Below are 18,274 nucleotides of genomic sequence, written 5' to 3'. Positions count from 1 at the left end.
AGGCGGCCCGGAGCGGCCGCGCTGGCAAATTCTAGCGTCGCGGCGTGGCGCGCGGACGATCCGGCGGCCTGCCGGCGCGCATTGCGCGCGCCGGGACTGGCAGGGTGATGCGGGCGCGCCACAGCGGCCCGAGAGGCGCCGTGGCGGCGGCCTCAGTGCTGCGGCTTCGGGGTCGCGGCGGTGCTGGGCGGCAGGATCGGATACACGATGTCAGGCGCATTGCCGCTCAGCGTGCGCAGGAAGCTGGCGATCTGGCCGACTTCCTTGTCGTTGAGCTCGTGGCCCAACTGGCTGGAGCCCATGATCGCCACGGCCTGTTCCAGCTCCCACACTTCGCCGCTGTGGAAATAGGGCGCGGTCAGCGCCACGTTGCGCAGCGGCGCGGCGCGGAACACATATTCGTCGGTGGCGGTGTTGGTGACGGTGAAGCGGCCCTTGTCCTCGGCGGGCAGCACGTCCGCGCCCGGCTTCTTGATGACGCCGAAGGGGAAGTAGGCCTGGCCGCCGAAGTTCTTGCCCGAGTGGCAGGCCACGCAGCCCTTGTCCACGAACAGCCGCAGGCCTTGCAGTTCTTCCGCGTCCAGCGTGTTCTCGCCGGCGAGGAATTTGTCGAAGCGCGCCCCCGGCGTGATCAGCGTGGTTTCGAAGGCTTCGATGGCGCGCGCCATGTTCTCGAAGGTGACGGGGTTCTTCTCGCCGGGGAAGGCGCGCTTGAAGGCATCGACGTATTGCGGGATGCTGGCCAGCGTCTTCTCGACCTGGGCGGGCGTGTTGTTCATCTCCACGCTGGCCTGCACCGGGCCCATGGCCTGTTCCTTCAGGTCGGCCGCGCGGCCGTCCCAGAACTGCGCGATGTTGAAGACCGAGTTGTAGACGGTGGGCGAGTTGCGCGGGCCGCGCTGCCAGCCGTGGCCGATGGACGTGGGGATGTTGTCCGCGCCGCCGGTGCCCACGCTGTGGCAGCTGTTGCAGCTCAGGATGTGGCTGCGCGACAGGCGCGGATCGAAGAAGAGCCACTTGCCCAGCTCCTTCTGGTCTTCGGTGACGGCCAGGCCGCGCACCTCCGTCGGCGGCGTGTCGGGAATGGGCTGGAACAGGCCCTTGGCCGTATTGCGCAGGGCATTGGCATCAGAGGCGGCGTGGACGGGGGCCAGGACAGCGAGGCCGATCAGACAGGACGCGAGGCGAGTCAGGGCATGCATGGTGTTACCTCCAGGTCGGAAAAAATCGCTTACAGCTGTATGTAAGCATTGCCACCCGTGCTGTTGCGCCCCTATGGCGGGGCGGTCTTGACGCGCGTCAAGGGCTCGCGGCCTACAATGCCCGCAGACCTGTCACGCGGTGTTTTTCGCACGGCTGTACACTCGCCCCGTTTCCCGCCACCCCTCGCCCCTCAAGGAGCGTCCACCGATGAAATTCCGCTTCCCTATCGTCATCATTGACGAAGACTATCGCTCCGAGAACACCTCGGGCCTGGGTATCCGAGCGTTGGCCGCGGCCATCGAGGAAGAGGGGGTGGAAGTCCTGGGCGTGACGAGCTACGGCGACCTCAGTTCCTTCGCGCAACAGCAAAGCCGCGCCAGCGCCTTCATCCTGTCGATCGACGATGAAGAGTTCGACGTGGATTCGCCCGAGGACGTGGCCAACGCCATCAAGAACCTGCGCGCCTTCATCGGCGAACTGCGGTTCCGCAACACCGACATCCCCATCTATCTGTACGGCGAGACGCGCACGTCGGAGCACATTCCGAACGACATCCTGCGCGAGCTGCACGGCTTCATCCACATGTTCGAGGACACGCCCGAGTTCGTGGCGCGCCACATCATCCGCGAAGCCAAGAGCTACCTGGACGGGCTGCCCCCGCCCTTCTTCCGTGAACTGGTGAAGTACGCGCAGGATGGCTCGTATTCCTGGCACTGCCCCGGCCACTCGGGCGGCGTCGCCTTCCTGAAGAGCCCCGTGGGCCAGATGTTCCACCAGTTCTTCGGCGAGAACATGCTGCGCGCCGACGTCTGCAACGCCGTGGACGAGCTGGGCCAGCTGCTGGACCACACCGGCCCCGTGGCCGAGTCGGAACTGAATGCCGCGCGCATCTTCCACGCCGACCACTGCTTCTTCGTGACCAACGGCACCTCCACCTCGAACAAGGTGGTGTGGCACGCCAACGTGGCGGCCGACGACGTGGTGGTGGTGGACCGCAACTGCCACAAGTCGATCCTGCACGCGATCACCATGACGGGCGCGATCCCGGTGTTCCTGCGCCCCACGCGCAACCACCTGGGCATCATCGGCCCGATCCCGCTGGAAGAGTTCGAGCCCGAGAACATCCGCAAGAAGATCGAGGCCAATCCTTTCGCGCGCAACGCCACCAACAAGAAGCCGCGCATCCTGACGCTGACGCAGAGCACCTACGACGGCGTGATCTACAACGTCGAGATGATCAAGGAAAAGCTGGGCAGCGAGATCGACACGCTGCACTTCGACGAAGCCTGGCTGCCGCACGCGTCCTTCCACGGCTTCTACAAGGACATGCACGCCATCGGCCAGGGCCGCCCGCGCAGCCCCGAGGCCATGGTGTTCGCCACGCACTCCACGCACAAGCTGCTGGCCGGCATCTCGCAGGCCTCGCAGATCGTGGTGCAGGAGTCCGAGACCCGCAAGCTCGACCGCAACATCTTCAACGAGGCGTACCTGATGCACACCTCGACCTCGCCGCAATACGCCATCATCGCCTCGTGCGACGTGGCCGCGGCGATGATGGAGCCGCCCGGCGGCACCGCGCTGGTCGAGGAAAGCATCCGCGAAGCCATGGACTTCCGCCGCGCCATGCGCAAGGTGGAGTCCGAGTACGGCCGCAATGACTGGTGGTTCAAGGTCTGGGGCCCGAACCGCCTGGTGCCCGAGGGCATCGGCGGCCAGGGCGACTGGCTGCTCGAAGCCAACGACCACTGGCACGGCTTCGGCGACCTGGCCCCCGGCTTCAACATGCTGGACCCCATCAAGGCCACCATCATCACCCCGGGCCTGGATATCTCGGGCGCCTTCGGCGAGACCGGGATCCCGGCGGCGCTGGTGTCGCGCTATCTCGCCGAGCATGGCGTGGTGGTCGAGAAGACCGGCCTGTACTCGTTCTTCATCCTCTTCACCATCGGCATCACCAAGGGCCGCTGGAACACGCTGCTGACCGCGCTGCAGCAGTTCAAGGACGACTACGACCGCAACCAGCCGCTGTGGCGCATCCTGCCCGAGTTCTGCCGCGACAACCGCCGCTACGAGCGCATGGGCCTGCGCGACCTCTGCCAGCAGATCCACGAGGCCTATCGCGAGCACGACGTGGCGCGCCTGACCACCGAGATGTACCTGAGCGACATGGTGCCGGCGCTGAAGCCTTCGGACGCCTTCGCCCGCATGGCGCACCGCGAGGTCGAGCGCGTCGAGATCGACCAGCTGGAAGGCCGCGTCACCGGCGTGCTGCTGACGCCCTATCCGCCGGGCATCCCGCTGCTGATCCCGGGCGAGCGCTTCAACCGCACCATCGTCCAGTACCTGCAGTTCGCGCTGGCCTTCAATGCGCGCTTCCCGGGCTTCGAGACCTATATCCACGGGCTGGCCGGCGAGACCATGCCTGACGGCTCGATCCGCTACTACGTGGATTGCCTGCGGGAAGACTGACGCCTTGACGGACGCGCCTGACTCGCCCGGCCGTCCCCGCCGGCAGGCGGGCGCGGCCGCCGCTTTCGACGTCGCCGTGATCGGCGCCGGCGCCGCCGGCATGATGTGTGCCGCCGTGGCCGGCCAGCGTGGCCGCCGCGTCGTGCTGATCGACCACGCCAGACGCCTGGCCGAGAAAATCCGCATTTCTGGCGGCGGGCGCTGCAACTTCACCAATCGCGAGGTCGGGCCGGCCAACTTCGTGTCGGCCAACCCGCAGTTCAGCCGCTCGGCGCTGTCGGGCTATTCCCCCCAGGACTTCATCGGCCTGGTGCGCCGCCACGGCATCGCCTGGCATGAAAAGCACCGCGGCCAGCTCTTCTGCGACGACAGCAGCGAGCAGATCATCGAGATGCTGCGCCAGGAGTGCAACGCGGGCCAGGTGGCCTGGCGCATGCCCTGCGAGGTGCGCGGCATCCTGCAGGAACCCGAAGGCTACGCGCTGGACACGTCGGCCGGCGCCATCCGTGCCACGCGCCTGGTGATCGCCACCGGCGGCATGGCGATCCCGCAGCTGGGCGCCACCGATTTCGGCCTGAAGATCGCCCGGCAGTTCGGCCTGAAGGTCATCGAACCACGTCCGGCGCTGGTGCCGCTGACTTTCGATGCCGCGCAGTGGGCGCCCTTCGCGGGCTTGTCCGGCATGGCGATGGAGGCGCGCGTGCGCACGGGCGGCAAGAAATCCGGCGGGGATTTCCTGGAAGACCTGCTTTTCACGCACCGCGGCCTGTCGGGACCGGGCATCCTGCAGATCTCCAGCTATTGGCAGCCTGGCGAACCCATCACGCTGGACCTGGCGCCGGGGCAGTCCCTGGAGGCCGACCTGCTGGCCGCCAAGCAGGGCGGCCGCCAGCAGGTGGCCACCGCGCTGGGCGCGCTGTGGCCGCGCCGGCTGGCCGACGCGTGGCTGCCGGCGATGGCCGGGCAACTGCCGCCGGACTTCGGCGCCACCCGCCTGGCGGATGCGCCCGACCGCGCCTTGCGCGCGCTGGCGGCGGGCATCCACGGCTGGGCGATCACGCCCAACGGCACCGCGGGCTACAAGAAAGCCGAAGTGATGCGCGGCGGCGTGGACACCGCGGGCTTGAACCAGAAGAGCATGGAGGCCCGCGCCGTGCCGGGGCTGCACTTCATCGGCGAGACGGTGGACGTCACCGGCTGGCTGGGGGGCTACAACTTCCAGTGGGCCTGGGCGTCGGGCGTGGCCTGCGGCAAGGCGGTCTGACGGACGTTACGCCGCCACGCTGATACCTGGCGCCAACGCTCTGCGCGCCGGCTGCACCACGATTTCGACATGTTGGTCCAGCGACACCAGTGCTTGCATCAGCCTCTCCAGGGAGATGTTGCGTAGCTTGTAGTGGCGGACCTGTGACACCTTGGGCTGGGACATCCCGGTGATGCTTGCCGCTTCCGTTTGGTTCAGCCCTCGCTGATCAAGCAAAGTATTGAACTTGAACGCGAGCGCTGCCTTGGCGGACAGCGCCTTGGCATCGTCGAAGCCCAGGTCCATCAATACGTTGTCGGTGCCGGGGGAGAAATCATTGCGAGTCATCTATTTGTTTCCACTTGTCTTGTTGCGAGCAGTGACGGCTTTCAACCGCTGTTCGATCAGTACGACATCAGGCTGTGGCGTGGCGATGCCGGATTTGGATTTCTTCTGAAACGCATGAAGCACATGCACGGCGTTCCCTATCCTCACCGTGTAGACGGCCCGGAACGTATCGCCGCGATGGTTGTCCGTCAACTCGTAGACACCCGGACCCAGACCTCTCCAGGGCTTGACCGAAGGAGGCGCTCCTCCCAACTGGACGACAAATAGCGCTACACCCATATCCTTCTGGACCTCAATGGGAAATGCCTTGAAGTCTTTCTTCGACGAGCCCTCCCAATAAAGCCGCTTCCGCGTGTGCATGATTATATCCGTTCAGGTATGGTGGGTAAGACAGACATGAACGTAAGGGATGAATAGGGCTCGGAAAGGGGGCTTGAGGCCGTAAGGTCCACTTCGTGAATCCCGTATAGCCCTGGCACTAACAGGGACATATCACTGATTCCCCGTCACAGAACTGATAAGCTGGCATGTGACAGTATCCGTGGCCTTGCCGCGGCAGCGCCTTCCAGCGCCCGCGGCGATCCACTGTCCGTCCGGACGCCGCCCGACCAGGCCGCCGTCCCATTGCGCAACCCGAAAACAGGAGTCAAGAAAATGGCCTACACCCTGCCCAAACTGCAGTACGCCTACGATGCCCTGGAGCCCCATGTCGACGCCGAGACCATGGAGATCCACTACACCAAGCATCACCAGACCTACATCAACAACCTGAACGCCGCGCTGGAAAACGCCGGCGTGCCGGAACAGTCGGTCGAGCAACTGGTTGCCAAGCTGGACAGCCTGCCCGAGAACATCCGCGGCGCCGTGCGCAACAACGGCGGCGGCCACGCCAACCACACGCTGTTCTGGACCGTCATGTCGCCCAACGGCGGCGGCAAGCCCGAAGGCAAGCTGGCCGCGGCCATCGAAGCCGAGCTGGGTGGCTTCGATGCCTTCAAGGATGCCTTCACCAAGGCCGCCCTGACGCGCTTCGGCAGCGGCTGGGCCTGGCTGAGCGTGGACTCGGCTGGCAAGCTGAAGGTGGAATCGTCCGCCAACCAGGACACCCCCCTGATGGAAGGCCGCACCCCCGTGCTGGGCCTGGACGTGTGGGAACACGCCTACTACCTGAAGTACCAGAACCGACGTCCCGAGTACATCGGCGCGTTCTTCAACGTGGTGGACTGGAAGGAAGTGTCCCGCCGCTACGAAGAGGCCCTGGCCAAGTAATGGCGAGGCTGGCCGTGACATCCGCGTGCCCTCGGGTGGCCTGTCCGGCCTGACCGCAACCTGCCCTGGCGGGTTGCGGTGACGTTCTGCTGCGGGGCACCAATGTATTTGGTGCCCCGTTGTCTTTCGCGGTATGCTTCGCCCGCTGTCGATGCATGTTGCAGGAGAGCGCGCGTGGCCTGCTTGGCCGCTCGCCGCCGAAGGCGCAATTCGCCCGGAATCGCTCAGGCCCAGTAGGGCAACATGCCTTGTCCACCGCAATCCGGTGGGCTGGACAGCACTCTGGAGAGACCCGGCCGCCGCGCGGCCCGGGCGCCGAAGGTGCAAACCCGCCATTGCCGCGGGGCAACTCTCAGGCAAAAGGACAGAGGGGCGGAGCACCTGGCCGGTCGCGGGATTTTTCCCGGCGCGCCGGTAACCGATCATCCGGCAGTCGCCGTTCGGAGTTCCGCATGTCCGCAACACTGCAACACACCCCCCTGGCCGACGTCCACGTCGCCGCTGGCGCCCGCATGGTCGACTTCGGCGGCTGGAACATGCCGCTCGCCTATGGCTCGCAGATCGAAGAGCACCACGCCGTGCGCCGCGAGGCCGGCATGTTCGATGTGTCCCACATGCTGAACATCGATGTCGCGGGCCCGCAGGCCACCGACTTCCTGCGCCACCTGCTGGCCAACGACGTTGCCCGCCTGACCGTGCCGGGCAAGGCGCTGTATTCCTGCATGCTGAATCCCGAGGGCGGGGTCATCGACGACCTGATCGTCTATTTCTTCGCGCCCGACCGCTGGCGCGTCGTCGTCAACGCCGGCACCGCCGACAAGGACGTGGCCTGGATGCGCCAGGTGGCCGACACCCATCCCTATGGCGTGACCATCACGCCGCGCCGCGACCTGGCCATGCTGGCCGTGCAAGGTCCCGAGGCCCGCGCCCGGGTGTGGGCAGCACGCCCCGCATGGCAGGCCGCCACCGAAAACCTGGGCGCCTTCAACGGCGCGCAGGTGGCTGCCGACACGCTGGTGGCCCGCACGGGCTACACCGGCGAGGACGGCTTCGAACTCGTGGTGCCCGCCGCCGACGTGGCCACGCTGTGGAACGACCTGGTCGCCCAGGGCGTGCGCCCTTGCGGCCTTGGCGCGCGCGACACGCTGCGCCTGGAAGCCGGCATGGCGCTCTATGGCCAGGACATGGACGAGTCCATCATGCCGGCCCAGGCAGGCCTGTCGTGGACGGTGTCGCTGAAGGACCCCGAGCGCGAATTCATCGGCCGCGACGCGGTCGAGCTCAATGCCGATCCCTGCGTCTTCCTGGGCCTGCAACTGCAGGAGCGCGGCGTCATGCGCGCGCACATGGCCGTGCGCACCGCGCACGGCGACGGCGAAATCACCAGCGGCACCATGTCGCCGACGCTGGGCGTGTCCATCGCCATGGCGCGCCTGCCGGTCGGCGCCCAGCCCGGCGAGCTGGCCGAGGTCGACATCCGCGGCAAGTGGGTGCCTGCGCGCATCAGCGGCTTGCCCTTCGTGCGCCACGGCAAGCCCGTCCAGCATTCCTGATTCCCTTCGATGCCGCCGGCCGTGTGCGCCGGCGGTTCCTTGCATTGCCTTACCTGGAGCCATCCATGTCCCTGCCCACCGATCGCAAATACGCCGCCTCGCACGAGTGGATCCTGCCCGAAGGCGACCTGCTGGTCGTCGGCATCACCGACCCCGCCCAGGAACAACTGGGTGACCTCGTCTTCGTGGGCGACGTCAACGTGGGCGCCCGCCTGGCTGCCGGCCAGACCGCCGGCGTCGTCGAGTCGGTGAAGGCCGCCTCGGACATCTATGCGCCGGTTGCCGGCGAGATCGTCGCCTTCAACGACTCGCTGCAGGACGACCCCGCCCAGATCAACAGCGCGCCCTACACGGCGTGGATCTTCAAGATCAAGCCCGACAACGCCGCCGACACCGGCGCGCTGCTGGATGCCGCCGGCTACCAGGCCGTCGTCGACGCGGGCTGAACGCAGCCCGGCTGAGCGCAGCCCGGCTGAACGCAGCCTGACCGTCACTGCGGGCCGCGCCGCGCGGCCCGCCATTCCCGCCGTTCCCCTTTTCCCGATCCCGAGACCCGCCATGCCCCGCGTCATCGATTCCGACCTCGACTTCACCCGCCGCCACATCGGCCCCGCCAGCGGCGACCAGCAGGCCATGCTGGCCGCCGTGGGTGCCGCCAGCCTGGATGCGCTGGTGGCCGAAGTCGTGCCGCCCGCCATCCGCCTGGACGCGCCGCTGGCGCTGCCTGCGGGCCGCAGCGAAGCCGACGTGCTGGACGAACTGCGCGGGCTGGCCGAGCGCAACGAGGTCTTCCGCAGCTATATCGGGCAAGGTTATTACGGCACGCATACGCCCAACGTGGTGCTGCGCAACGTGCTGGAGAACCCGGCCTGGTACACGGCCTACACGCCGTACCAACCCGAGATCTCGCAAGGCCGCCTGGAGGCCTTGCTGAACTTCCAGACGATGGTGGCCGACCTGACCGCCCTGGACATCGCCAATGCTTCCTTGCTGGACGAGGGCACGGCCGCTGCCGAAGCCATGGCGCTGGCGCGCCGCGGCGCGCGTTCCAAGAGCCCCGTGTTCTTCGTGTCGCGGCATTGCCATCCGCAGACCATCGAGGTCGTGCGCACCCGCGCCGAGGGCCTGGGCATCGAGATCGTGGAAGGCGACGAGTCGCAAGGCCTGCCCGAGTGCTTCGGCGTGCTGCTGCAATACCCGAACAGCCTGGGCGGCGTGGCCGACTATCGCGCGCTGGCCGAGCAGGCGCATGCGCAAGGCGCGGTCGTGGCCTGCGCCACGGACCTGCTGGCGCTGGCCGTCATTGCCGCGCCCGGCGAATGGGGCGCCGACATCGCCATCGGCTCGGCGCAACGCTTCGGCGTGCCTTTCGGTTTCGGCGGTCCGCACGCGGGCTTCATGGCCTGCCGCGACGCCCTGAAGCGCAGCATGCCCGGCCGGCTGGTCGGCGTCTCGCGCGATGCGCAGGGCCGGCCCGCGCTGCGCCTTGCGCTGCAGACGCGCGAACAGCACATCCGCCGCGAGAAGGCCACGTCCAACATCTGCACGGCGCAGGTGCTGCTGGCTGTCATGGCCGGCCTGTACGCCGTCTGGCACGGCCCCGCGGGCCTGGCCGGCATCGCGCGACGCGTGCATGGGCAGGCCGCCGCCTTGCGCGCCGCGCTGGTGGCTGCCGGCCACACGGTGGTCAATGACACCTATTTCGACACGCTGTGCGTGGAGACCGGCGCGCGCACGGCCAGCGTGCTGGAAGCCGCCGCCAGCGCGCGCATCAACCTGCGCCAGGTCGGCGCGACGCAAGTGTCGCTGTCGCTGGACGAAACCGTGACGCCGGCCGACCTGGCCGCGCTGGCGGAAGTGTTCGGCGCGTCGCTGGGCGAGCTGGCGCTGGCCGACGGCCTGCCCGGCATTCCCGCCGGCGTGGCGCGCCAGAGCGCCATCCTGTCGCATCCCGTGTTCTCCAGCGTGCAATCCGAAACGGACATGCTGCGCTACCTGCGCCGCCTGGCCGACAAGGACCTGGCGCTGGACCGCACCATGATCCCGCTGGGCTCGTGCACCATGAAGCTCAACGCCACGGCCGAGATGCTTCCGATCACCTGGCCCGGCTTCGCGCACATCCATCCCTTCGCGCCCGCCTCGCAGACCCGCGGCTATGCCGAGCTCATCGAGCGCCTGTCGGCCGCGCTGTGCGAGATCACCGGCTATGACGCCGTCAGCCTGCAGCCCAACTCCGGCGCTCAAGGCGAATATGCGGGCCTGCTGGCCATCCGGGCCTATCACCGCGCCAACGGCCAGTCGCAGCGCGACATCTGCCTGATCCCGTCCTCGGCGCATGGCACCAATCCGGCCTCGGCCCAGCTGGTGGGCATGGAGGTGGTGGTGGTGGCCTCGGACGCGCAAGGCAACGTCGACATCGAAGACCTGAAGCGGCGCATCGCCCAGTCCGGCGACCGCGTCGCGGCGCTGATGATCACCTATCCGTCCACGCACGGCGTGTTCGAAGAGCAGGTCACGCAGATCTGCGAACTGGTGCATGAGGCGGGCGGCCAGGTCTACCTGGACGGCGCCAACATGAACGCGATGGTCGGCATCGCCAAGCCGGGCAAGTTCGGCTCGGACGTGTCGCACCTGAACCTGCACAAGACCTTCTGCATTCCGCACGGCGGCGGCGGCCCGGGCGTCGGTCCCGTGGCGGTGCGCGGCCACCTGGCGCCCTATCTGCCGGGCGCGGTGGGCAGCGATGGCTGGCTGGCCGAGCACACGCCGGTGGGGCCCGTGTCGGCCGCGCCTTTCGGCTCGGCGGGCATCCTGCCGATTCCCTACATCTACATCCTGCTGATGGGGGCGGAAGGCCTGAAGCGCGCGACCGAGGTGGCGATCCTGAACGCCAACTACATCGCCACGCGCCTGAAGGATCATTTCCCCGTGCTCTACAGCGGCCGCAACGGACGCGTGGCGCACGAGTGCATCCTGGACGTGCGCGAGCTGAAGGAGCGTACCGGCATCAGCAACGAGGACATCGCCAAGCGCCTGGTGGATTACGGCTTCCACGCGCCGACCATGAGCTTCCCCGTGCCGGGCACGCTGATGGTCGAGCCGACCGAGTCGGAAGGCCTGCTGGAGCTGGATCGCTTCATCGACGCGATGATCGCGATCCGTGAAGAGATCGCCCAGGTCGAGCGCGGTGAGCGTGACCGCGAGGACAACGTGCTGAAGAACGCGCCGCACACCGCCCAGGTGCTGCTGGCCGACGAGTGGCATCACGCCTATCCGCGCCAGCAGGCGGCCTATCCCCTGGCCACGCTGCGCGACAACAAATACTGGCCGCCCGTCTCGCGCGTGGACAACGCCTATGGCGACCGTAACCTGGTGTGCGCGTGCCTGCCGATGGAGGCCTACGCGGACGCGTAAGCCCCCCTTTTCGTCTTTCCCGTCAGGGGCCAGCGTGGCGACACGCTGGCCTTTTTTTCGTCCTGGCGACCTGCGGCATGGGCAAAAACCCTGGCTTGTGCGGGTGCGCGACACGCGGGTAAGGTTTCTGAAATTCCAAAATAACGGAAATTAAAACAAAGTATTGGTCTAGCTGGGGTTCGTGAATAGACTTTCTCCCGACACACAACCCCAACCCTAGGCGACCCTTACATGCGTGCGATCAACAGTCTCCCTTCGGATCTCGACCAGGCCCTGCTCGTGGGACGGGTCTGGCGCCCCGGCCCCCATGCGGGACCCTGCACCGTGATCGTGCGCGGCGGCGAGGCGTACGACATCACCGGGCAGGCGCCCACGATGGCGGACCTGCTGGACCGCGAGGATTGCCTGGCATTCGTGCGCCATGCGCAGGGCGCCAGCCTGGGAACCGCCAGCGCGCTGATCGACGCGAGCCTGGCGCGTGACGACACCCGGCCGACGCTGCGGGCGCCGGCGGACCTGCAGGCGGTGAAGGCATCGGGCGTCACCTTCATGGTCAGCCTGCTGGAGCGCCTGATCGAGGAGCGCGCCGGCGGCGATGCGCAGCGGGCGGCGGAGATCCGCGTGCGCCTGCAGGAGGCCATCGGCAGCGACCTGTCCGCCTTGCGGCCCGGCTCGGAAGAGGCCGCAAGGCTGAAGGCCGAGCTGCAGCGGCGTGGCGAATGGTCGCAATACCTGGAGGTGGCCATCGGCCCCGATGCGGAAGTGTTCTCCAAGGCATTGCCGATGTCGTCGGTGGGTTTCGGCCAGCACATCGGCCTGCATCCGACGTCGCAGTGGAACAACCCCGAGCCCGAGATCGTGCTGGCGGTAAACAGCCGTGGCGAGGTGCGCGGGGCCGCGCTGGGCAACGACGTGAACCTGCGCGACATCGAGGGCCGCAGCGCCTTGCTGCTGTCGCGCGCCAAGGACAACAACGGCTCCAGCGCCATCGGGCCCTTCATCCGCCTCTTCGACGAGCGCTTCACGCTGGACACCGTGCGGCAGGCGGAGGTGGAGCTGCTGATCGAGGGCGAGGACGGCTTCCGCCTGCATGGCGTCAGCCCCATGAGCCAGATCAGCCGCGATCCGCTGGACCTCGTCAGCCAGGTCTATGGCGACCACCACCAGTACCCCGACGGTTTCATGCTGTTCCTGGGCACGATGTTCTCGCCCATCGAGGATCGCGGCACGCCGGGGGCCGGCTTCACGCACCACATCGGCGACATCGTCACGATTTCCACGCCCTCATTGGGCGCCCTCGTCAACCGCGTCGAGATGTCCACGCAGATCCCGCGTTGGACCTTCGGCGTGCGCGCGCTTTATCAGAACCTGATGGAGCGGGAGGTCTTCATGAAAGCAGCACCCATACATCCCCAGTAGAGGCAGGCATGCCCACGGAAGGAGACAACAAAGAAAATGACAACATCCCTAAAACCTGACAACCCGGCGCAGCACGCCACCACACATTCCTCGGCCCGGCGCATGCTGCGCGGCATGGACCGGCTCAATCGCTGGCTGGTGAAATTGTGCGGCCTGGCGCTGGTGGCCATGGTGGCTTCGGTCACCCTGGGCATCCTGGTGCGCTTCGTCTTCAGCCACCTGGACATCCACATCTCGGCGTCGTGGACGGAAGAGGTCTCGCGCTATTTGATGATCTGGACCGTCTTCATTGGCTCGGCCGTCGCCTGCCGGCGCGGCAAGCTGATAGGCGTCGAGGCGCTCATCACCTATCTGCCCGAGGGACTGGGCCGGACGCTGAAGTACCTCTCGCTGTGGCTGACCGTGGTCTTCTATGGCGTGCTGTGCTGGGTCGGCTGGCAATGGCTGGCGTTCGGCCAGTCCCAGACCTCGCCCGTGCTGGAGCTGCCGCTCGCGTTCGTGAACGCAGCCATGGTCGTGGGGGGCGTGCTGATGATCCTGAATACCTTGGCGCTCATGCTGGAGACGCGGGTGAATGGCCGGGACATCCGCAACGCCTCGATCGACGACGAAATCGAAACCGCGTTGGCGCAGACCGATGCGCAGCCCGCCCTGGGAGGCGCAAAGCCATGACCTCCATCCTGCTTATCGGCTTCGCGGTCTTCCTGGCCATCAGCATCCCGGTCGCCGTCTCGCTGGGTTTCTCGTCGCTGCTCGCCATGCAGGTGCAGGGCACGCCGCTGATCCTGCTGGCACAAAGCGTCTTCGAGTCGCTCGATTCCTTCAGCCTCATGGCCATCCCGTTCTTCGTGCTGGCGGGCAACCTCATGCAGGCCGGCGGCATCGCGCAGCGCCTGGTGAACCTGGCCAACGCCATCGTCGGCTGGGTACGCGGCGGCCTGGGATCGGTGGTGGTGCTCTCCACCATGTTCTTCTCGACGATGTCGGGTTCGTCGTCCGCCACGACCGCAGCCATCGGCTCGACGATGATCCCGTCGATGGAGAAGAAGGGCTATCCCCGCAACTTCGCCGCCGCCATCACGGCCTCGTCGGGCGAGCTGGGCGCCATCCTGCCGCCTTCCATCCCGATGATCGTGTACGCGCTCTCGGCCAACGTGTCCGTCGCCTCGCTTTTCCTGGCAGGCGTCGTGCCCGGCATCCTCATCGGCCTGTCGTTGATGCTGGTGGTGTGGATCCGGGCACGCGTCGTGGGTTTCGACCAGGTCGATAGCATCACCTTCCAGCAGTGGCTCGGCAACGTCGGCCGTGCGCTGGCGGATGCGCTGCTGGCGCTGCTCATGCCCGTCATCATCCTGGGCGGGATCTACGGCGGCTTCTTCACCACGACGGAAGCCGCGGTGGTGGCCGTGTTGTATGCGCTGGTGGTGGGCGTGGGCATCTACCGCGAGCTGGCGTGGCGCGACCTGCTGGACATCTTCGGACGCTCGGCGGTGACCTCGGCCATCATCCTCATCATCGTGGGCTTCGCATCGATCTTCGCCTACCTGCTGACCGTCAACCAGGTGCCGCACAAGCTGGGCGAATTCCTGACCTCGGTGTCGGACAACCCCTATGTGTTCCTGTTGATGGTGAATCTGGCGCTCTTCCTGATCGGCATGGTCATGGAGACGCTGGCGGCCATCATCATCCTGGCGCCCATCCTCGCGCCGGCGGCGCTGCACTTCGGCATCGACCCCATCCACTTCGGCGCCATCATGATCGTCAACCTGGCCGTGGGCATGGTCACGCCGCCCGTGGGCGTGAACCTCTTCGTCGCTTGCCAGGTGGCGAACCTGCGGCTGGAGCAGCTGATGCGCCCGCTCATGTTGTTCCTGGGCGTGCTGATCCTCAACATCCTCCTCATCACCTACGTGCCGGCCCTGACGACCTGGATGCACTGACGGCCAGGCGACAAAACAGAAAGATAGACCAAGACAGGAGACAAACCATGTTCAAGACCACCCTGAAGATCGCGTCCGGCAGTGCGTTGCTGGCCCTCGTGATGCCGCTGGCGGCCGCGCAGAACGTCCAGTTCAACCTGGGTCACACCCTGGCGCCCGACAGCCACTACCAGGTCGCGGGCCAGAAGCTCGCCGAGAAGGTGGCCGAGCGTTCCAACGGCCAGATGAAGATCAACCTGTTCCCGCAGTCCCAGCTGGGCGGCGAAGTGAAGATGATCCAGGCCGCCCGCACCGGCGCGCTGGACATGTTCATCACCGCGCAGGCGCCGATGGTCAACACCGTCAAGGCCTATAGCCTTTTCGACGTGCCCTATCTGTTCGACAACCTGGACCAGGCCAACAAGGTGCTGGCGGGCCCGGTGGGCCAGCAGTTCATCGACATGCTGCCCAAGTACAACCTGGTGGGCCTGGGCTTCCTGTCGGCCATGGAGCGCAACGTCTTCTCGTCGCGTCCCATCAAGTCGCAGACCGACATGAACGGCATGAAGCTGCGCGTCATGCAGTCGCCGGGCTACGTGACCGCGTACAAGGCGCTGGGTTCGCTGCCGACGCCGATGGCCTACGGCGACCTGTACCTGTCGCTGCAGCAGGGCGTGGTCGACGGCGGCGATACCTCGCCCGACCAGTTCGTGATGGACAAGTTCTCCGAGGTCTCCAAGTTCTACAACATCACGCGCGTGCACTATCTGCCCGCGTTGCTGATCATGTCGAAGGCGCGTTGGGACAAGCTTTCGCCCGAGCAGCAGAAGATCCTGAAGGAGTCGGCCGACGAGGCGCTGGTCTACGCACGGGACTACTACAAGAAGTCCTACGACGAGTCGATCGCCCGCATGCAGGCTGCTGGCGTGACCGTGGTGCGGCCGGAGCTGGGCACGCTGCGCGAGGCGACGAAGGGAGAAGTGCAGGCGCTGCTCAAGCAGATTCCCGATGGGCAGGCGCTGTACCAGGCCGTGCAGGAGGCGAAGTGATGGCCAGGCGTGCGCACATGGATTGCTATGCCCTGGGCGACAGCAGCCAGTTCTCCAAGACGGTCTCGGAATACGACGTGTACGGCTTCGCGGGCATCGTCGGCGACATGTACGGCGTGCACCTGGACGAGGAGTACGCCAAGGGCACCCAGTTCGGCAAGCGCATCGCGCAGGGCGCGCTGTCGGTGGGTTTCCTGGCCACGGTCATGGGACACATGGCCGCCAAGGCGCCGTCGCCCGGGGCGGTGTCGTATCGCTACGACGTGACCTTCAAGGCGCCGGTATTCCTGGGGGACACGGTGACGGCGCGCCTGGTGCTGGCCGAGAAGGAGGAGGAGCGCAACACCTGCATCTTCGACGCCTCGGTCACCAACCAGGACGGGGTGGTCGTGGCCCAGGGCAAGACCTACCTGAAGGTCCTGTGACGCCATGGACCACGCAGAGACGGACGTCTTGCGGGTGGAGCAGGCGGGCGCGGTGCGCCTGCTTGTCCTGAATCGCCCGCGCAAGTTGAACGCGTTCTCCGATGCCTTGCTTGCCGCGCTGGAGCAGGGGGTCGAGGCGGCGCTGGCGCACGATGGCACGCACGTGCTGGTCATCACGGGCGCGGGCGAGCGCGCCTTTTCCGCCGGCAACGACATCGCGCGGCTGGCAGACATGGACGCCATGGCCGCGCATGCGGACATGCTGCGCGGCCAGCGCTTGCTGCGCCGCCTGCACGAATCGCCCAAGCCCGTCATCGCGATGGTCAACGGCCTGGCGCTGGGGGGCGGATTCGAGCTGGTGCTGGCTTGCGACTTCATCCTGGCCGCGCGCACGGCCGCTTTCGGCTTCCCCGAGATCACGCTCGATACCTTGCCGGGCTGGGGCGGCACGCAGTTGGCGGTGCAATGGCTGGGGCTGGCCAGGGCCCGCGAGATGGTCCTGTGCGGGCAGGTGCACGACACCGCGCAGTGCCAGGCATGGGGATTGCTGACGCGGGTGTGCGAACCGGCGGCGCTGCGGGAGGAAACCCTGGCATTCGCCGCCACCCTGGCGGCACGCCATCCCTATGCCTTGCACATGGCCAAGCGCGCCGTGCAGCGGGCCGCCGAGCTGCCGCTGGCGGCAGGCATGGATTTCGAGGCGGCGTCGTACGCCGCCAATGTCGGCACCCCGCATGCCCGGGCGGGCCTGAGGCAATTCGCGGCGCGTAAATCAACGTCTGGAGGGCAGGCATGAACGAGGCAACGCTGGACACGGTCATGGAGGATGACCTCATCCGCGAGGCGGTGCGCCGTTTCGCCGAACAGGAAGTCGCGGCGGTGTCGGCGTCGCTCTGGGAGGAAGAGGGCTTTCCCTACGGCATCTGGCGGGCGGCGGGCGAGCTGGGCTTCACCGGCTTGCCGTACCCGGAGGCGTGGGGCGGCGGCGACGGGAGCTGGGTGTCCTTCGTCATCGTGCTGGAAGAACTGGCGCGGGTGGATTGCGCCATCGCCAACTCGCTGATGGCGAACTCCACCGTGGCGAGCCTGCTCAACCAGTACGGCACGCCCGAGCAGAAGAACGCTTTTCTCACGCCCATCCTGGGCGGCGAGCAGGTCGGCGCCATCGGCCTGTCCGAGCCCGACGCCGGCTCGGATGCCGCCAATATCTCCACCCGCGCGCGCCAGCACGAGGGACGCTGGATCATCGACGGCGCCAAGACCTTCATCAGCAATTCCGGCACCGATGTCACGGGTCCCGTCGTCATCGCGGCGGTCACGGGGCAACGCCCGGACGGGCGCAAGGAGATCTCGAACTTCATCGTGCCGGCAGGCACGCCGGGCTTCTCCTGCGGGCGCAAGCTCACCAAGATCGGTTGGCGCGCGTCCAGCACGTGCGAGCTGTCCTTTGCCGATTGCGCGATCCCGGCGGCCAACCTGCTGGGCGAGCGTGGCGCCGGCCTGCGCCAGACGCTGGCGCAGATCAGCACGGGCCGCATCCTGATCGGCGCGCTGGGCCTGGGCATCCTGCAGGGCTCGCTGGACCGCAGCATCGCCTACATGAAGGAACGCAAGGCTTTCGGCCGGCCGCTGGCGGATTTCCAGGCCTTGCAGTTCAAGGTCGCCGACATGGCCACGCACGCACACGCAGCCCGCCTGATGCTGTATGACGCGGCGCGGCGCAAGGATGCCGGACAGCCGTTCGCCACGCAGGCGTCCATGGCCAAGCTCTTCGCCACCGAGAAGGCGATGGACGCGGCGCACCAGGCCGTGCAGATCCACGGCGGCTATGGGGTCATCAGCGAATACCCGGTGGCGCGCGCTTTCGGCGACGCCAAGGTGCTGGAGATCGTCGAAGGCACCTCGGAGATCCAGCGCATGATCCTGGCGCGCGAACTGCTCAACGCATGAATGAAAAGGGGGA

At 67.0% G+C, this 18,274-nt stretch carries 16 protein-coding genes and 2 riboswitches; of the genes, 13 read left to right on the top strand and 3 right to left on the bottom strand.

The window, feature by feature from the left end:
• Positions 1-152: 152 nt before the first annotated feature.
• On the bottom strand, positions 153-1,202 hold the full coding sequence (locus tag ODI_RS19070) for a cytochrome-c peroxidase (RefSeq protein WP_082985329.1): 1,050 nt from the start codon (positions 1,200-1,202) through the stop codon (positions 153-155).
• A gap of 208 nt (positions 1,203-1,410) precedes the next feature.
• On the opposite strand from ODI_RS19070, the gene ODI_RS19065 reads away from it, so the two are divergent.
• Positions 1,411-3,672 (top strand): arginine/lysine/ornithine decarboxylase, encoded by a 2,262-nt coding sequence (locus tag ODI_RS19065; protein ID WP_067754509.1) that lies wholly within the window; start codon positions 1,411-1,413, stop codon positions 3,670-3,672.
• Between the two features lie 100 nt (positions 3,673-3,772).
• Positions 3,773-4,936, top strand: coding sequence for a BaiN/RdsA family NAD(P)/FAD-dependent oxidoreductase (locus ODI_RS19060; RefSeq protein ID WP_067754751.1), 1,164 nt, complete (start codon positions 3,773-3,775; stop codon positions 4,934-4,936).
• Between the two features lie 6 nt (positions 4,937-4,942).
• Here the strand turns inward: ODI_RS19060 and ODI_RS19055 are convergent, their stop codons facing one another.
• The gene (locus ODI_RS19055; protein ID WP_067754512.1) at positions 4,943-5,263 is read right to left on the bottom strand and encodes a helix-turn-helix domain-containing protein; all 321 of its coding nucleotides are present in this window, start codon (positions 5,261-5,263) and stop codon (positions 4,943-4,945) included.
• The gene (locus ODI_RS19050; protein ID WP_408635855.1) at positions 5,264-5,623 is read right to left on the bottom strand and encodes a type II toxin-antitoxin system RelE/ParE family toxin; all 360 of its coding nucleotides are present in this window, start codon (positions 5,621-5,623) and stop codon (positions 5,264-5,266) included. It abuts the gene before it with no gap.
• 294 nt (positions 5,624-5,917) lie between these two features.
• Here ODI_RS19050 and ODI_RS19045 point away from each other — a divergent pair, with 294 nt between their 5' ends.
• From ODI_RS19045 to ODI_RS18995, 11 genes are all read left to right on the top strand, one after another.
• Positions 5,918-6,532: a superoxide dismutase gene (locus ODI_RS19045; protein WP_067754518.1), complete on the top strand. Its 615-nt coding sequence runs from the start codon at positions 5,918-5,920 to the stop codon at positions 6,530-6,532.
• A gap of 151 nt (positions 6,533-6,683) precedes the next feature.
• Positions 6,684-6,781, top strand: a riboswitch (glycine riboswitch).
• A gap of 23 nt (positions 6,782-6,804) precedes the next feature.
• Positions 6,805-6,910: riboswitch (glycine riboswitch) on the top strand.
• 74 nt (positions 6,911-6,984) lie between these two features.
• Entirely contained in the window at positions 6,985-8,085 is a 1,101-nt protein-coding gene (gcvT, locus tag ODI_RS19040; RefSeq protein WP_067754521.1) for a glycine cleavage system aminomethyltransferase GcvT, read from the top strand.
• Between the two features lie 65 nt (positions 8,086-8,150).
• Positions 8,151-8,531, top strand: coding sequence for a glycine cleavage system protein GcvH (gene gcvH / locus ODI_RS19035; RefSeq protein ID WP_067754524.1), 381 nt, complete (start codon positions 8,151-8,153; stop codon positions 8,529-8,531).
• 112 nt (positions 8,532-8,643) lie between these two features.
• A complete protein-coding gene (gene gcvP, locus ODI_RS19030) occupies positions 8,644-11,499 on the top strand; it encodes an aminomethyl-transferring glycine dehydrogenase (protein WP_067754527.1) in 2,856 nt (951 codons plus the stop codon).
• 231 nt (positions 11,500-11,730) lie between these two features.
• Complete coding sequence (locus tag ODI_RS19025) at positions 11,731-12,918, top strand: fumarylacetoacetate hydrolase family protein (RefSeq protein ID WP_067754529.1); 1,188 nt, start codon at positions 11,731-11,733, stop codon at positions 12,916-12,918.
• A 36-nt stretch (positions 12,919-12,954) separates the two neighbouring features.
• On the top strand, positions 12,955-13,590 hold the full coding sequence (locus ODI_RS19020) for a TRAP transporter small permease (RefSeq protein ID WP_082985330.1): 636 nt from the start codon (positions 12,955-12,957) through the stop codon (positions 13,588-13,590).
• Positions 13,587-14,858, top strand: coding sequence for a TRAP transporter large permease (locus ODI_RS19015; protein ID WP_067754535.1), 1,272 nt, complete (start codon positions 13,587-13,589; stop codon positions 14,856-14,858). Before ODI_RS19020 ends, ODI_RS19015 begins: the two co-directional genes overlap by 4 nt.
• Before the next feature lie 47 nt (positions 14,859-14,905).
• The gene (locus tag ODI_RS19010) at positions 14,906-15,886 is read left to right on the top strand and encodes a TRAP transporter substrate-binding protein (RefSeq protein ID WP_067754538.1); all 981 of its coding nucleotides are present in this window, start codon (positions 14,906-14,908) and stop codon (positions 15,884-15,886) included.
• A 17-nt stretch (positions 15,887-15,903) separates the two neighbouring features.
• Positions 15,904-16,311, top strand: coding sequence for a MaoC family dehydratase (locus ODI_RS19005; RefSeq protein WP_082985344.1), 408 nt, complete (start codon positions 15,904-15,906; stop codon positions 16,309-16,311).
• 4 nt (positions 16,312-16,315) lie between these two features.
• Positions 16,316-17,107 (top strand): enoyl-CoA hydratase/isomerase family protein, encoded by a 792-nt coding sequence (locus ODI_RS19000; RefSeq protein ID WP_067754546.1) that lies wholly within the window; start codon positions 16,316-16,318, stop codon positions 17,105-17,107.
• Positions 17,104-18,261 (top strand): acyl-CoA dehydrogenase family protein, encoded by a 1,158-nt coding sequence (locus ODI_RS18995; protein WP_067754549.1) that lies wholly within the window; start codon positions 17,104-17,106, stop codon positions 18,259-18,261. Before ODI_RS19000 ends, ODI_RS18995 begins: the two co-directional genes overlap by 4 nt.
• Positions 18,262-18,274 lie beyond the last annotated feature (13 nt).

This window comes from Orrella dioscoreae (assembly GCF_900089455.2).
Taxonomy (GTDB): domain Bacteria; phylum Pseudomonadota; class Gammaproteobacteria; order Burkholderiales; family Burkholderiaceae_B; genus Orrella; species Orrella dioscoreae.
The sequence above is the reverse complement of the archived record's forward strand: the minus strand, read 5'-3'. Positions and strand labels throughout refer to the sequence as shown.

What these genes read in the sequence shown, in the direction of transcription:
- ODI_RS19010 (WP_067754538.1), top strand. Translation starts at nt 14,906, where the DNA reads ATGTTCAAGACCACCCTGAAGATCGCGTCCGGCAGTGCGTTGCTGGCC.
- ODI_RS19070 (WP_082985329.1), bottom strand. Translation starts at nt 1,202, where the DNA reads ATGCATGCCCTGACTCGCCTCGCGTCCTGTCTGATCGGCCTCGCTGTC.
- gcvP (WP_067754527.1), top strand. Translation starts at nt 8,644, where the DNA reads ATGCCCCGCGTCATCGATTCCGACCTCGACTTCACCCGCCGCCACATC.
- ODI_RS19050 (WP_408635855.1), bottom strand. Translation starts at nt 5,623, where the DNA reads ATGCACACGCGGAAGCGGCTTTATTGGGAGGGCTCGTCGAAGAAAGAC.
- gcvH (WP_067754524.1), top strand. Translation starts at nt 8,151, where the DNA reads ATGTCCCTGCCCACCGATCGCAAATACGCCGCCTCGCACGAGTGGATC.
- ODI_RS19020 (WP_082985330.1), top strand. Translation starts at nt 12,955, where the DNA reads ATGACAACATCCCTAAAACCTGACAACCCGGCGCAGCACGCCACCACA.
- ODI_RS19015 (WP_067754535.1), top strand. Translation starts at nt 13,587, where the DNA reads ATGACCTCCATCCTGCTTATCGGCTTCGCGGTCTTCCTGGCCATCAGC.
- gcvT (WP_067754521.1), top strand. Translation starts at nt 6,985, where the DNA reads ATGTCCGCAACACTGCAACACACCCCCCTGGCCGACGTCCACGTCGCC.
- ODI_RS19065 (WP_067754509.1), top strand. Translation starts at nt 1,411, where the DNA reads ATGAAATTCCGCTTCCCTATCGTCATCATTGACGAAGACTATCGCTCC.
- ODI_RS19000 (WP_067754546.1), top strand. Translation starts at nt 16,316, where the DNA reads ATGGACCACGCAGAGACGGACGTCTTGCGGGTGGAGCAGGCGGGCGCG.
- ODI_RS19055 (WP_067754512.1), bottom strand. Translation starts at nt 5,263, where the DNA reads ATGACTCGCAATGATTTCTCCCCCGGCACCGACAACGTATTGATGGAC.
- ODI_RS19045 (WP_067754518.1), top strand. Translation starts at nt 5,918, where the DNA reads ATGGCCTACACCCTGCCCAAACTGCAGTACGCCTACGATGCCCTGGAG.
- ODI_RS19060 (WP_067754751.1), top strand. Translation starts at nt 3,773, where the DNA reads ATGATGTGTGCCGCCGTGGCCGGCCAGCGTGGCCGCCGCGTCGTGCTG.
- ODI_RS18995 (WP_067754549.1), top strand. Translation starts at nt 17,104, where the DNA reads ATGAACGAGGCAACGCTGGACACGGTCATGGAGGATGACCTCATCCGC.
- ODI_RS19025 (WP_067754529.1), top strand. Translation starts at nt 11,731, where the DNA reads ATGCGTGCGATCAACAGTCTCCCTTCGGATCTCGACCAGGCCCTGCTC.
- ODI_RS19005 (WP_082985344.1), top strand. Translation starts at nt 15,904, where the DNA reads ATGGATTGCTATGCCCTGGGCGACAGCAGCCAGTTCTCCAAGACGGTC.